Source organism: Cellulomonas sp. SLBN-39, from assembly GCF_006715865.1.
GTDB lineage: Bacteria > Actinomycetota > Actinomycetes > Actinomycetales > Cellulomonadaceae > Cellulomonas.
Genome location: NZ_VFOA01000001.1, coordinates 1,137,948 through 1,151,124 on the forward strand (window position 1 = coordinate 1,137,948; position 13,177 = coordinate 1,151,124).

The window sequence follows — 13,177 nt, forward strand, 5'->3', positions numbered from 1 at the left end:
TCGTGACGGGAGGCCCGCACCGGTGCGGGCCGCTGGGGAGAGCGAGGACGCCATGACGTTCCGGTACAAGGACCTGCTGGTCACCGTGCTGCCGCCGGGGCTGCGGGCGGCCGACTGCACGAACGACTCGGTGTGCGGGGGTGCGTGCAGCAACCAGCACTCCGACTGTCCCGGCGGGTGCAGCAACGCCGCGAGCGACTTCCACACCACGGGCTGCAACGACTGGCGGATCAACCCCGCGGACTTCCGCGAGCTGCAGGTGCTGCTGCGGCACGCGAGCGAGCAGGTCGACCTCGTGCAGGCCGCCGGGCGCGACCCCGCGGCCGGGCTGCCGCAGGACGCCGAGGAGCGCGAGCTGCTCGCCGCGCAGGTCGAGGAGTCCGTCGCGGTGCTGCAGGAGGTCGGCGAGGCGGACCGCGTGGAGGGGTTCGCCGGGGCGTTCCGGGTCCGGGACCTGCTGGTCTCGGTGCTGCCGGGGGTCGGCGCGCTCTGCGACGGCGGCACCAGCTCGTGCCCGGGCGGGTGCAGCGGCTCGTCGACGAAGTTCCCGCGGGACCCCGCCGAGGCGGTCGTGCTGCCGCCGATCGAGCAGGTGCACGCGCTGCTGCAGTACGCGCTTGCGCGCACCGAGGCGGCGATGGCGGAGCGCTCGGCGGCGCTGACCTCCCGCGAGCAGGCCGAGGGCCTGACCGGGCGGCTCAAGGGCCTGGCCGAGGACCTGCGCACCGGGGCCACGGCGCCGTGAGCGGCGCGGCGACCGCCGACGTGCGGACCACCGGCCGGTACGACGTGGTCCGCACGCCCGACCTGGCCCCGCACGAGCGCGCCGCCGTGGCGCCGCTCGCCGCGGACCCGGCGGTCGCCGCGTTCCTGCGCCCGCGTGCCCCGGGCGCCACCTGGAAGGCCGTCGACGCGACCGTGCTGGCCGTGCTGGAATGGCCGGGCGCGCCGGCGCCCGCGGACGTCGTGGACCGGCTCGTGGTCGACGGCGTCCTCGAGCGCCGCCGCGACGAGGGCTGGACCACCGGACCCGCGGCGGACGGGGCGACGCTGCCCCCGGGCGACGCGCGCGAGGCCGTACGGCACGCGGCCCGCCTGCTCGCCGCGGGCGTCCACGACGTCGACGTGCTGGCCCGCCGCCTCTACGTGCACGGGACCCTGCCCGCCACGGCCCGGTGGCGCGCCGCACCCGCCGGGCCCGACGCCACGACCCACCGCCTGCTGCTGGGCCGCCCGCAGGTGCGGGCCGTGCTCGACGGCTGGCGGCACGGGTCCGACGCGCACTGGGTGCGGTGGTGGCGCCCCGGGACCGGGCCGCGCCGGCCCCTGCAGGACAAGGCGTACGTGTGCGTGCCGCCCGACCACCTGCCCGACGCGTTCGCCGCCACGGTGAGCGTGCTCGCCACGCACGTGCCTCCGGGCGACGCCGCCGCCGTGAAGGTCGGCACCGGGCTGCGCGGCGCCCTGCGGCCCGACCGGCTCGTCGTGCACGGGCTGCGACCGGCAGCCGTCGACGCGCTCGCCCGGGCCGTCGACGACGCGTGCGGCGACGTCGACCCGACACCGCTGCCGTTCACCGGCCGCCCGGGCAACCGGGTGCGCACGGGCACCGACCCCGCCGAGCCACCGCTCGCGTGGCTGTCGCCGAGCTGGCGCTCGCACGTCTGCCGGCTGGTCGCGCGCGCGCTGCTCGACACCGGGGACGCGGACGACCCGACGGCCGTCGTCGCCGCACGGCTCCGCGCGGACGGCGTCGACCCCGTCCGGTGGGAGCCCGCGCACCCGGGGACCGCGCGGACCGCACCCCCGGCACCGGCAGGAGCGGCCCGGTGACCGCCACGGCGCCCGGCCCGGTGCTGCCGGGCCAGGTGCTGCTCGGACCGCTGCGGGTCGACGACGACGCCGTCGTCGTCGCGCTCGACACCCTCGACGACGACGCCCGGCGCGACCTGGGCGCACGGCCCGGCGAGGTCGCGGTGGGCCACCTGCGCTCGCGGGACGGGTCGACGGTGCTCGACGCCGACGCCGCCGCGGTGCTCGCAGACTTCCGCACGCCCCGCACGGTCGTGGACGTGACGCTGCGGCACGCCGCCCGCACGGGCCGGGCCGCGCAGGACGTGCTCGCGGACGTCGCGGCGCTGGCCGCCCGCCTGGTGGGCCGCGGCGTGCTCGTGCCGCCCGGGCACGTGGGCGTCGTCCCGCCCGCACCCGGCGACGTGGTCGGGCCGTGGACGGTCCGCACCGCGGTGCAGGCCACCGTCGACGGCTGGGTCGCCCGCGCCACCGGCGCCCGGGACGGCCTGGACGGCCCAAGGGACGCCGGGGCGACGTCGGGCGGCGCGGACGTCGCCCTCAAGGTCGCGACCACGGCCGACGCCGCCCGCGTGCTCGACCGCGAGCACGCCCTGCTGGACGCGCTCGTGCGCGCCGGCTGCCCCGCGGTCGCCGGGCCGCCCGCCTCGGGGGAAGACGCGGGACGCCGGTGGCTCGCGGTGCCGTGGGTGCCGGGGCGCACGCTCGACGTCGCCGCCGCCGAGGCCCGGAGCGCAGGTCCCGCCGCCGTGCGGGCGCTGGTGGTCGCCGTGGCCCGGACGTTCGCCGCGCTGCACGCGGCGGGTGTCGTGCACGGCGACGTGCACCCGCGCAACGTGCTCGTCCACGACGGACGCGCGGTGCTCGTCGACCTCGGCAACGCCCGCTCCGGCGACGACGTGCCCCGGGGACGGGGCGGTGTCGCGGCGTACCACGAGCCCGAGCTGGCGGCGGCGCTTCTCGCCGGCGAGGAACCGCCGCCGCCGACCGTCGCGGGCGAGGTCTTCGCGCTCGGCGCGCTGCTGCGCGAGGTCGTCACGGGTCGGCCGTGGGTGCGCACGGGCGACGAGCGGCGCGCCCTGCTCGCCGCCGTCGCAGATCCCGCGCCGGCGTCGTTCAAGGCCGACGGCGCACCCGCCTGGCCCGGGCTCGACCAGGTGCTGCGACGGGCGCTGGCCCGGGCGCCGCACGACCGGTGGCCCGACGCGGCGACCCTCGCGCAGGCCCTGGCCGACGCCCCCGCTCCCCCGGCCACCCGTCCGGCGCCGTCGGGGCCGGCGTCCGCGGGCGCGACGGGCCGCGCCCGCGCCGGGTCCCCGGCCCACGCCGACGCCGGGTCCCCGGCCCACGCGCTCGCCCGCGCGACCCGACGGCGCTACGCCCCCGACGGACCCGCCTGGCGCGGGCCGCTCGGGCCACCGCGGGCCACCGTCGCGTTCGGGTCCGCCGGGGTCGCGCTGCACTGGTGGCGCCTCGCGCAGCACGACGCCGCCCGGGGCGACGCCGCGGAGGCCGCCGCCGGGGTCGCGCACGCCGACGCCTGGGCGCAGCGCGCCGTCGCCGAGCTCGCCGACCCCCAGGGCGTCAGCGCGCCCGCGCTCGACCTCGACCCCGCACGCGTCGGCCCGCGCTCGACGCTGCACGCCGCGCCGGGCGTCCACCTCGTGGCCGGGCTGGTGGCCGCCGCCGCGGGCGACGTCGCGTCCGGCGACACGCACCTGGCCGCCGCGCTCGACCTGTGGGAGGGCTCCGCCGACGGCCCCCTCGACGGCGACGCCGCGCTCGGCCACCCCGCGGTGCTGACGGGTCTCGCGCTGCTCGTCGAGCACCGCGGCCCCGCGGGCCCGGCCGACCCTGCGGCGGGCGACGTCGTCCCGGCCGTCGCCCGTGCCCGCGCCCTGGGCGACGACCTCGCGGCACGGCTCGCCGACGGGCTGCAGGAGCCCGCGCCCCCGGGGGCGTTCCTCGGCCTGGCGCACGGGCGCGCCGGGCAGGTGCACGCCGTGCTGCGCTGGGCGCAGGCCGTGCGCGGCGGCGTCCCGGACCCCGCCCGCGACGAGCTCGACCGGCTGCGCGCCGCCGCCCACCCCCGCGGCCCGGGGCGGCTGGTCTGGCCCCGGCACGCCGGCGGCGACCCCGCGCAGACGTGGCCCGGCTGGTGCCACGGCGGCGCGGGCCACGCGCTCCTGTGGGCGCTCGCGCACCGGCTGAGCGACGACCCGGCCGACCTGGCCGTCGCCGCGGCCGCCGCGTCCGGGGCCCTCGCCGCGGCCGGGCAGGCGTCCGCGACGCTGTGCTGCGGCGCCGCGGGCGTCGGCTACGCGTGCCTCGACCTGCACCGCGCCACGGGCGAGCCGCGGTGGCGGACCGCCGCGCAGACCCTCGCGGACGTCGCCGCGACCCGCGCGCACGCCCCCGGCACCGTGCCCGGCAGCCTCATGAAGGGGGACCTCGGTGCCGCCACGCTGGCCGAGGACGTGCGCTCGGCCGCACCGTCGGGCTTCCCGCTGCTCAGCACCTGACGCGACGCCCGCGCAGCACCGGGTCCGGCGCCGCGGGGTCCGGCGCCGCTCAGGCCAGGCGCCTGCGGACGAGGACCAGCGCGCCGCCCGTCGCGACCAGGCCGGCCGCCGCCAGCAGCACCGGCCGGGCGTCGGGACCGGTCGTCGCGAGGGCGCCGGAACCGCCCGCAGCGGCCAGGACCTCCGCCCGGGACGCGGTGCCGTCGGCGTCGGTGCCCGTGACGGTGACGACCTCGCCGGGCTGCGCCGGTGCCACGGGGGTCACCGGCCCGGGGTCGACCGTGCCGGGGACCTCGGGGGCGTCAGGGTCGGTCGGCTCCGGCCCGTCGGGGCTGTCCGGGCCGACCGGCTCCGTCGGGTCGACGGGGTCCACCGGTTCGACGGGATCCACCGGGTCGACGGGATCCACGGGGTCCACGGGATCCACCGGGTCCACCGGGTCGACCGGGTCGACCGGGTCGACCGGGTCGACCGGGTCGACCGGGTCGACCGGGTCGACCGGGTCGACCGGGTCGACCGGATCCACAGGGTCCACCGGGTCCACCGGGTCGACGGGGTCGACGGGGTCGACCGGGGTCGTCGGGTCGGGCACGCAGTACGACCAGCCGCGCTCGTCGACGCCGCCGCGACCCTCGTTGTTCTCGCCGAAGTGGTACGAGAACCCGTTGCTCTCGGTCCACCCCACGCACATGCCGGCCGTCAGTCCGAAGCGGTCCCACGGCACGACGGTGGCGCCGACGAGGTCGCGGTTCACGTCGACGTTGAGGTTCTGCGCACCGGGCACGTTGATGTTGACGTACCCGTTCGCGGGCATCGGGTCCCGCAGGTGCAGGCCGTCGGCCTCCCACCAGAACGGCCGCTCGACGTCGTGCGGGTAGCTCTCCGGCACGGCGCGCGCGGACGACGTCACGTCCGTGACCGATGCGGTCGCGCCGCCCGGGCCGTCGGTGGCGGCCGTCGTGGCGGCCGAGGCGCCACCGGCGCCGACGACGACCAGCGCGAGCGCCGTCACGGTGGCGAGCGCCGTCGAGGTGATCCTTCTCATGCGTCCTCCTCAGGGGATGTCCGCCGGCGGGCGGCGGAGGTTCCGCACGGGCGACGTGCCCGTGCGGGCGGTCGGGCGGGGTGGTCGGGCGTCGACGGGTCGCGGCCGCACCGGCCGGCACCGACCGACGCGGCCGGTCGCCGACGCACCGGGCAGCCACGGTCCGGCGGGCGCGCCACGGTCAGGGCCCGGCGGGGCCCGGCGTGCGTGCCTGTCGTGGGTGCCTGTCGTGCGTGCCAGGCGTGCGTTCCAGGCGTGCGTGCCGGGTGTGCGTGCCAGGCGTCAGCGACGACGACCGGGGTCGACGGTCGGGCCCGAGGGGCGGACCGGTCGTCGACGGCGGGCGACGGGCGGGTCGGGGACGACCGTGCAGATGCCCTCGGGGACGCGCGTCGGTGCGGCGGTCGTGCTCATGGCGCCACCCCCTGCGCGTCGGTTCCGTCCGGTACGCACCAGTCTCTGTCACGCATCCGCGACAGATGGGGGACGGACGTCCTGGACGGCCGTCCTGGTGACGCAGACCACCCGCCGCGGACCCCGGGCGACCGGACCCGGACCCGGGGACCGAAAGGTTTCAGGGGCCGGACGCTCGACACGCGCCCAGGTTCGTCGCGTAGCGTGCGCAGGTCCGCCGCCCCTGATCGGGCGGGACCTGAGATCGACGGAGGACCCCGTGCGCCGCACGACCACCGCCCGAACGACCGCGCGTCGCGTCGCCGCCGCCGCGCTCGCCCTCACCGTGGGCGTGACGCTCGCGGCGTGCGGCGGCGCCAGCGGCGAGGCCGAGCCGACCGCGTCGGCCACCGCCACCGACGACGCCTCCGTCTCCCAGGACGCGGAGCCTACGGCCGAGGACGTCGCGCTCCTCGAGGCCGTCGAGATCACCGGCGACGCGGGCGCCAAGCCCACCGTCGAGCTCCCCGAGACGCCGTTCGAGGTCACCGCACCCGTGGCCCGCCTGGTCGCCGAGGGCGACGGCGACGCGGTCGAGATCGGCGACCTGCTCTCCATGCAGACCACCGGCATCTCCGGCGCCGACGGCTCCGACCTCGGCTCCACCTACGACGGCGGCACGCCGGAGTCGGTCGAGCTGACCGAGGCCACGCTGTTCGCGACGCTCTTCGAGGCCCTGCAGGGCGCGAAGATCGGTGCGCGCGTGGTGTTCGCGGTGCCGCAGGACGGCGGCGCGGTCGTGGCCGTGGCCGACCTCGTCGGCGCCACCAAGGTGCTCGAGCGCGCCGAGGGCGAGGCCGTGGCCCCCGCCGACGGCCTGCCGACCGTCACCCTCGCGGACGACGGTGCGCCGTCGATCGAGGCCGCCGACGGCGACGCCCCGACCGAGCTCGTCGTGCAGCCCCTCATCGAGGGCGACGGCGCGACGGTCGAGGAGGGCCAGAACGTCATCGTGAAGTACACCGGCTGGCTCTGGGACGGCACGCAGTTCGACTCGTCGTGGGAGAGCGGCAGCACGTTCACCGTCGCCGGCGTGGGCGCCGCGCAGGTCATCGACGGCTGGAACGAGGGCCTCGTCGGGCAGAAGGTCGGCAGCCAGGTGCTGCTCGTCGTGCCGCCGGACAAGGGCTACGGGGACGCCGAGCAGGGCACCATCCCCGCCAACTCGACGCTGGTGTTCGTCGTCGACGTGCTCGCCGCCAGCTGACCGCAGCACCACCGCGCGGGCCGGGCTCCTCACGGGGCCCGGCCCGCGGCACGTCCGGGTGAGAACCGCGCCACGGGACCCTCGTCCTGCCGTCCGGGGCCCCGCCGCCCTACGCTGGCGGGACCATCGGCTCCAGCGTGGGAGTAGGCATGGACCAGGCAACGACGCCCAGGATCCGCACCGTGGCGCTGCTGGGCGCCTCGGGCGCCGGCAAGACGACACTGACCGAGGCGCTGCTGCACCGCGCCGGCGTGCTCACCCGGGCCGGCCGGGTCGAGGACGGCAGCACGGTCAGCGACCACGAGCCCGAGGAGATCGCGCGCGGCGTGTCCCTCGGCCTCGGCGTCGCCCCGTTCGGCTGGACCGCCGACGACGGGTCGACGTACGACGTGACGCTGCTCGACACCCCGGGCGCGCTGGACTTCGCGGGCGTGGTCGACGCGGCGCTCACCGCCGCCGACCTGGCGCTCGTCGTGGTCAGCGCGGTCGACGGCGTGCAGGCCGGCACGCACCTGGCGTGGGAGGCCGCGGGCGCCGCGGGCGTGCCGCGGATGGTCGTGGTGACCAAGGAGGACAAGGCGCGCGCCGACTTCCACCACGTGCTCGACGACCTGCGGGCCGCGTTCGGGCCGACGCTGGTGCCGCTCGAGCTGCCCGTGGGCGAGGAGCAGGCGTTCGGCGGGGTCGCGGACGTGCTCAGCGAGCAGGGGTTCGCCTACGACGCGGACGGCACGCACCACGTGCAGGCCCTGCCCGCGGAGGTCGCCGCGGAGGAGCACCGCCTGCACGAGGAGGTCACCGAGGAGATCGTCGCGCACGACGACGACCAGCTGGAGCGGTACCTCGCGGGCGAGGAGCCGACGGCGGCCGAGCTGGAGCGCACGCTCGCGCACGAGGTCCGCGACGGGCAGGCCGTGCCCGTGCTCGTCGTCTCCGGGCTGACGGGCGTGGGCGTCGACCGGCTGGCCGACCTGCTGTGCGAGCTGGGCCCGGGGCCCGGCGACCGGCGCGTGAGCGTCCTGGCCGGCACCACCGAGGTCGAGGTCGGTGTCGACCCGGACGGTCCGGCGCTCGTGCACGTGTTCCGCACGGTCGCGGACCCGTTCGTCGGGCAGGTGACGCTGTTCCGCGTGCTGTCCGGCACCGTGCGGCCCGGCGACCGGCTGGTCTGCACCAGCACGCACGTCGAGGAGCGGGTCTCGGGGCTGTTCCGGCTGCGCGGCAAGGAGCACCTGCCGGTCGACGCGGCGCGCGCGGGCGAGGTCGCGGCCGTCGCCAAGCTCACCGGCACGCCGACGGGGGCGCTGCTGGCGACCAAGGGATCGCCGGGCGTGGCGTGCACGGCCCGGCCGCCGCGCGAGCGGCAGCGCGTGTACGCCCTGGCGCTGGAGCCCGTGACGCAGTCCGACGACGACCGGCTCTCCGCCGCGCTGGCCCGCCTGGTGGGCGACGACCCCACCCTCGCGGTCGACCGCACCGGCGACCGCACGGTCCTGCGGGGCCTGGGCGACACGCACCTGGCGGTCGCGCTGGAGCGGCTCGCGCGGGTGTTCGGCGTGCACGTGACGACGGCACCCGTGCCCGTGGGCTACCGCGAGACGATCGCGCGGTCCGTCGAGGTCGAGGGCCGGCTGAAGAAGCAGTCCGGCGGGCACGGGCAGTTCGCGGTCGTGAAGATGCGGGTCTCGCCGCTGCCGCGTGGCGCCGGGCTGGAGTTCGTCGACCGGGTCGTGGGCGGGGCGATCCCGCGCACCTACCTGCCCGCGGTGGAGCGTGGCGTGCACGAGGCCATGGCCGCCGGCGGCCCGCACGGCTTCCCGGTGGTGGACGTGCGCGTCGAGGTCGTCGACGGCAAGGCCCACTCGGTCGACTCGTCCGACATGGCGTTCCGCACGGCCGCGTCGATCGGCCTCAAGGAGGCGCTGGCCACGGCGGGCACGACGGTGCTCGAGCCCGTGTGCCGGGTGCACGTCACCGTGCCGTCGACCGTGCAGGGCGACGTCATGAGCGACCTGTCCGCGCGGCGCGGCCGCATCACCGACACCGTCGCGCAGGACGGCGGCTCCGTGGTCGTCGAGGCCACGGTGCCGGAGGCGGAGCTCGCCCGGTACGTGCTGGACCTGCGCTCCCTGACCGGTGGGCGCGCGGACCTGCGCGTCGAGCCCGACCACTACGAGCCCTGCCCGGAGCACCTCACCCCCGCCTGACCGCTCCCCGCGCGAGGATGGGGGCATGGCGGACGGGACCGACGACGACGTGACGGACGTGGCCGGGCTGACCCGCCTGGTGCGGGAGTTCTCGCGCGAGCGCGACTGGGAGCAGTTCCACGACCCCAAGTCGCTGGTCCTCGCGCTCGTCGGCGAGGTCGGGGAGCTGGCCGAGCTGTTCCAGTGGGTGCCCGCCGACGAGGCCGCGGCCCGCTTCGCCGCACCCGAGCGCCGGCAGCGCGCGGGCGAGGAGATGGCCGACGTCCTGGTCTACCTGCTGCGCCTCGCGGACGTCCTCGACGTCGACCTCGCGGCGGCGGCGCAGGCCAAGATCGCCGCGGCCCGCACCCGGTTCCCCGCCGACGCCGTGCGCGGCACCGCGCCCGAGAAGCGCTGAGCGGCGGGGCCGGGTCGCACGGGCCCGGCCCCGTCCCGCTCACTCCGAGGCGATCGCGTCCAGGGCGCGCAGACGGGCGGCGCGGGTCGCGGGCCACAGGGCCGCGAGCACCCCGACCACCACGGCCAGGCCGACCATCGTCGCGATCTGGTCCCACGGCAGCACGAGCTGGTCGAGCCCGTCCTCGGCGTAGACCCGCGGCAGCGCGGACGCGAGCCCGACCCCGACCGCGAGGCCCAGCACCGTGCCGAGCACGGCCGTCAGCACCGACTCGATCGTCACCGTGCCCGCGAGCTGGAGCCGGCCGAGGCCGACGGCCCGCAGCAGCCCGATCTCGCGCGTCCGCTCGATGACGGACAGGGCGAGGGTGTTGACGATCCCGAGCACCGCGATCACCAGCGACAGCCCGAGCAGCGCGTAGAGGATCACGAGCAGCTGGTCCACCTGGGCGGCCATCGCGTCGACGAACTCGTCCTGGTCCTGCACGGAGACGACGACGTACGGCGCGACGGCGTCGGCCACGGCGGTGCGCAGGTCGTCCAGGCCCACGCCGGGTGCGGCGTCGAGGAAGACCGTGTCGACCTGCGGCTCGGTGACGAGCGCGTCGAGCACGTCCCGGGTCACGACCACGGACGCGCCGACCACCTGCGTGTCGACGACGGCCACGACGTCGAGGTCGCGGCTGCCCTCGCCGGCGCGCACGGTGACGGTGTCGCCGACGGCCCACCCGTCGCCGGCCGTCTGGGAGTTGATCACCGCGGTGCCGTCGGCGAGGTCGTCGGTGCTGCCGTCCTCGACGTCGACGAGCAGCGCCCCGCCGAGCACGCCGGGCTCGAGGCCGACGACGTACGACGCGTCGTCGTCCGTCGGGGCCGCACCGGGTTCCGCGGAGACGGCGGCGGTGCCGAAGGCCAGCGGCGCGGACGCCCCCACCTCGGGCAGCGCGGCGACGTCGTCGACGGCCCCGGCCGGGATGATCTGGTTGGCCGAGCGCAGCACGAGGTCCGCGTCGGTCGAGCTCTCGACGACGCTCGCCAGGGACTGCTGCGCGGACGCGGCGATCACGGAGACGGCACCGACGAGGGCCATGCCGATGACCAGGGCCCCGGCGGTGCCGGCGGTGCGCCGGGGGTTGCGCACGACGTTGCCCTGCGCGAGCCGCCCCATCGGGGGCAGCAGCCGCACGAACGGCACGGTGAGCACGCGCAGCACGGCGCGGGCGACGGTCGGCGACGCGACGAGCACGCCGACGAGCACCGCCGCGGCCCCGCCGCCGAGCAGCAGCTCGGCCTGGTCGGTCGTGGGCCGCACGGCGGCGGACGCCACCGCCGCTGCCCCGGCGAGCGCGACGAGACCGCCGAGCACGGCGCGCAGGCGCAGCGACCGCTCGGGCACGGTGACGTCGCCGCGCATCGCCTCGACCGGCGCCACGAGGGCCGCGGTGCGGGCCGGCACGGCCGCGGCGACCGCGGAGACCACCGTGCCGAGCACGAGGCACAGCACCACGGTCGGCACCTCGAGCGGCACGTCACCCGTGAGGTCCATGCCGACCTGCGCGAGCACGACCCGCAGCACCGAGACCAGGCCCAGGCCGCCGAGCACCCCGAGCGCGGACCCCACGAGCCCGACCACGACGGCCTGGCCGACGACCACGGTGAACACCTGCGCGGGCGAGGCGCCCACGGCCCGCAGCAGCGCGAACTCGCGCACCCGCTGCCGCACCGACATCGCGAAGGTGTTGGCGATGAGGAACGCCCCGACGAACAGCGACACCACGGCGAAGACCAGCAGGAACGTGGTGACGAAGCCGAGGAGCTGGTCGATGTCCGCCTGCAGGTCGGCGCGCACCGAGGAGCCGGTGACGGCCTCGGCGGAGCCGGCGGCCCCCGCGTCCGCGAGCACCGTGCTGCCGTCGAGCGCCGCGCCCACCGCGTCGGCCAGCACCTGCTCGTCCGTCCCGTCGGTGCCGTACACGGACACGGTGCTGACCAGGCCCTCGGGGGCGAACGCCGCGAGCGCCGCGTCGTGGTCGAGGAAGACGAGCGTCGCGCCCGCCATCGGCCCGCCCGCGGACACCTCCCCGACGACCTCGACCTCGACGACCTCGCCCGCGACGACGACGTCGGTGCGGTCGCCGAGCGCCAGCCCGGACGACTCGAGCGTGGCGACCTCGAGCGCGACCTCGTCGGCGGCGGCCGGGCCGCGGCCCTGCAGGACCGTCAGCGACGGGTCCCGCTCGTCGAAGCCGATGCCGATGCTCGGGGCCTGCGTGGACTGCACGGCCGTGCCGTCGGCTCCGACGAGCACGACCGGGCCGGCCAGGTCGGGCAGCGCGACGTCGACGCCGTCGACGTCTGCGACCTCGTCGACCAGCGCGATCGGCACGGGGGTGCGCGCCTCGCCGATCGACTCCTCGCCCCCGCCGCCGGGCAGCGGGTCGGTGCCGCGCACGTAGACCTCGGCGGGCGCCTGCGCGTCGACGATCCCGTGGAAGGTGTCGGACATCATCGTGCGCAGCGCGAAGGTGCCGGCGACGAAGGCGACGCCGAGCGCGACGGCCAGCACCGACAGCGCGAACCGGACGGCGTGCGCGCGCACGCCCCGCAGCGTGACCCGCAGCATCAGCGCACCCGCGCGGCGGCGGTCACGGCGGGGGCCGTGGCAGCGGCGTGACGCGCGGTGCGCGCGTCGGCGTCGGCGCGGCTCAGGGCGCCCAGGCGCTCGAGGACGGCGTCGGGCGTCGGGTCGAGCAGCTCGTCGACGATGCGTCCGTCGGCGAGGAAGAGCACGCGGTCCGCGTACGACGCGGCCGTCGGGTCGTGCGTGACCATGACGACGGACTGGCCGAGGTCGTCGACGCTGCGGCGCAGGAACGTCAGCACCTCGCGGGCCGACGCGGAGTCGAGGTTGCCCGTGGGCTCGTCGGCGAACACGACCGCCGGCCGCGTCACGAGGGCGCGGGCGCACGCGACGCGCTGCTGCTGCCCGCCGGACAGCTCGGACGGCTTGTGCCCGAGCCGGTCGGTGAGGCCGACGGCCCGCACGACGGCGTCGAGGTGGTCCTGGTCGACCGGCCGGCGCGCGATGTCCGCGGGCAGGGTGATGTTCTCCAGCGCCGTCAGGGTCGGCACGAGGTTGAACGCCTGGAACACGAAGCCCAGGCGGTCCCGGCGCAGCTTCGTCAGGCGGCGCTCCGACATCGCGGAGACCTCCTGCCCGTCGACGACGACGGTGCCGGACGTGGGGCGGTCGAGGCCCGCCATGCAGTGCATGAGCGTGGACTTGCCGGAGCCCGAGGGGCCCATCGTGGCGGTCAGGCGGCCGCGCTCGAAGTCGACGTCGACGCCGTCGAGCGCGCGGACCGCCGTCTCCCCGGTGCCGTAGGTGCGGGTGAGCGCACGGGCGCTCGCGATCGGGCTCGTCATCGTCTGGTCCTCGGCTCGTGCTCTGCGGGTCCGGGCGCGGCGTGCGGCCCGACGGGTGTCATGGTCGATCGTCCACCCCGGCGCGGGGCGGCGCATCGGTGAGGAACCC

The 13,177-nt window shown here is 77.7% G+C and carries 10 protein-coding genes; 6 read left to right on the forward strand and 4 right to left on the reverse strand.

What is annotated here, in order from left to right; genetic code table 11:
• Positions 1-52 precede the first annotated feature (52 nt).
• From FBY24_RS05175 to FBY24_RS05180, 3 genes are read left to right on the forward strand one after another with little or no spacing between them, the layout of a single operon-like run.
• Positions 53-745: a hypothetical protein gene (locus FBY24_RS05175; RefSeq protein ID WP_142158661.1), complete on the forward strand. Its 693-nt coding sequence runs from the start codon at positions 53-55 to the stop codon at positions 743-745.
• Positions 742-1,833, forward strand: a complete 1,092-nt coding sequence (locus FBY24_RS18920) for a hypothetical protein (RefSeq protein WP_160158435.1) — start codon at positions 742-744, stop codon at positions 1,831-1,833. Before FBY24_RS05175 ends, FBY24_RS18920 begins: the two co-directional genes overlap by 4 nt.
• Complete coding sequence (locus FBY24_RS05180; protein ID WP_160158436.1) at positions 1,830-4,334, forward strand: lanthionine synthetase LanC family protein; 2,505 nt, start codon at positions 1,830-1,832, stop codon at positions 4,332-4,334. The genes FBY24_RS18920 and FBY24_RS05180 overlap by 4 nt, the downstream gene beginning before the upstream one ends.
• Positions 4,335-4,383: 49 nt before the next feature.
• Here the strand turns inward: FBY24_RS05180 and FBY24_RS19210 are convergent, their stop codons facing one another.
• Together FBY24_RS19210 and FBY24_RS19385 are read right to left on the reverse strand one after the other, a co-directional pair.
• The gene (locus FBY24_RS19210; protein ID WP_222117205.1) at positions 4,384-5,379 is read right to left on the reverse strand and encodes a hypothetical protein; all 996 of its coding nucleotides are present in this window, start codon (positions 5,377-5,379) and stop codon (positions 4,384-4,386) included.
• A gap of 282 nt (positions 5,380-5,661) precedes the next feature.
• On the reverse strand, positions 5,662-5,793 hold the full coding sequence (locus tag FBY24_RS19385; RefSeq protein WP_255432232.1) for a hypothetical protein: 132 nt from the start codon (positions 5,791-5,793) through the stop codon (positions 5,662-5,664).
• 259 nt (positions 5,794-6,052) lie between these two features.
• On the opposite strand from FBY24_RS19385, the gene FBY24_RS05190 reads away from it, so the two are divergent.
• The 3 genes from FBY24_RS05190 to FBY24_RS05200 all read left to right on the forward strand — a co-directional run bounded on the left by FBY24_RS05190 (position 6,053) and on the right by FBY24_RS05200 (position 9,643).
• Entirely contained in the window at positions 6,053-7,039 is a 987-nt protein-coding gene (locus FBY24_RS05190; protein ID WP_142158665.1) for an FKBP-type peptidyl-prolyl cis-trans isomerase, read from the forward strand.
• Positions 7,040-7,188: 149 nt separating this feature from the next.
• Positions 7,189-9,246, forward strand: coding sequence for an elongation factor G (locus FBY24_RS05195; RefSeq protein ID WP_142158667.1), 2,058 nt, complete (start codon positions 7,189-7,191; stop codon positions 9,244-9,246).
• Between the two features lie 25 nt (positions 9,247-9,271).
• Positions 9,272-9,643, forward strand: coding sequence for a nucleotide pyrophosphohydrolase (locus FBY24_RS05200; RefSeq protein WP_142158669.1), 372 nt, complete (start codon positions 9,272-9,274; stop codon positions 9,641-9,643).
• 39 nt (positions 9,644-9,682) lie between these two features.
• Here the strand turns inward: FBY24_RS05200 and FBY24_RS05205 are convergent, their stop codons facing one another.
• Positions 9,683-12,265: an ABC transporter permease gene (locus FBY24_RS05205; RefSeq protein ID WP_142158671.1), complete on the reverse strand. Its 2,583-nt coding sequence runs from the start codon at positions 12,263-12,265 to the stop codon at positions 9,683-9,685.
• Positions 12,265-13,068 carry an ABC transporter ATP-binding protein gene (locus FBY24_RS05210; RefSeq protein WP_142158673.1) on the reverse strand — a complete coding sequence of 268 codons (804 nt, stop codon included), beginning with the start codon at positions 13,066-13,068 and terminating at the stop codon, positions 12,265-12,267. Before FBY24_RS05210 ends, FBY24_RS05205 begins: the two co-directional genes overlap by 1 nt.
• Positions 13,069-13,177 lie beyond the last annotated feature (109 nt).

Excerpts from the sequence above, each read along its gene's own strand:
- FBY24_RS05175 (WP_142158661.1), top strand. The coding sequence starts at position 53 with ATGACGTTCCGGTACAAGGACCTGCTGGTCACCGTGCTGCCGCCGGGG.
- FBY24_RS19210 (WP_222117205.1), bottom strand. The coding sequence starts at position 5,379 with ATGAGAAGGATCACCTCGACGGCGCTCGCCACCGTGACGGCGCTCGCG.
- FBY24_RS19385 (WP_255432232.1), bottom strand. The coding sequence starts at position 5,793 with ATGAGCACGACCGCCGCACCGACGCGCGTCCCCGAGGGCATCTGCACG.
- FBY24_RS05195 (WP_142158667.1), top strand. The coding sequence starts at position 7,189 with ATGGACCAGGCAACGACGCCCAGGATCCGCACCGTGGCGCTGCTGGGC.
- FBY24_RS05200 (WP_142158669.1), top strand. The coding sequence starts at position 9,272 with ATGGCGGACGGGACCGACGACGACGTGACGGACGTGGCCGGGCTGACC.
- FBY24_RS05205 (WP_142158671.1), bottom strand. The coding sequence starts at position 12,265 with ATGCTGCGGGTCACGCTGCGGGGCGTGCGCGCGCACGCCGTCCGGTTC.
- FBY24_RS05210 (WP_142158673.1), bottom strand. The coding sequence starts at position 13,068 with ATGACGAGCCCGATCGCGAGCGCCCGTGCGCTCACCCGCACCTACGGC.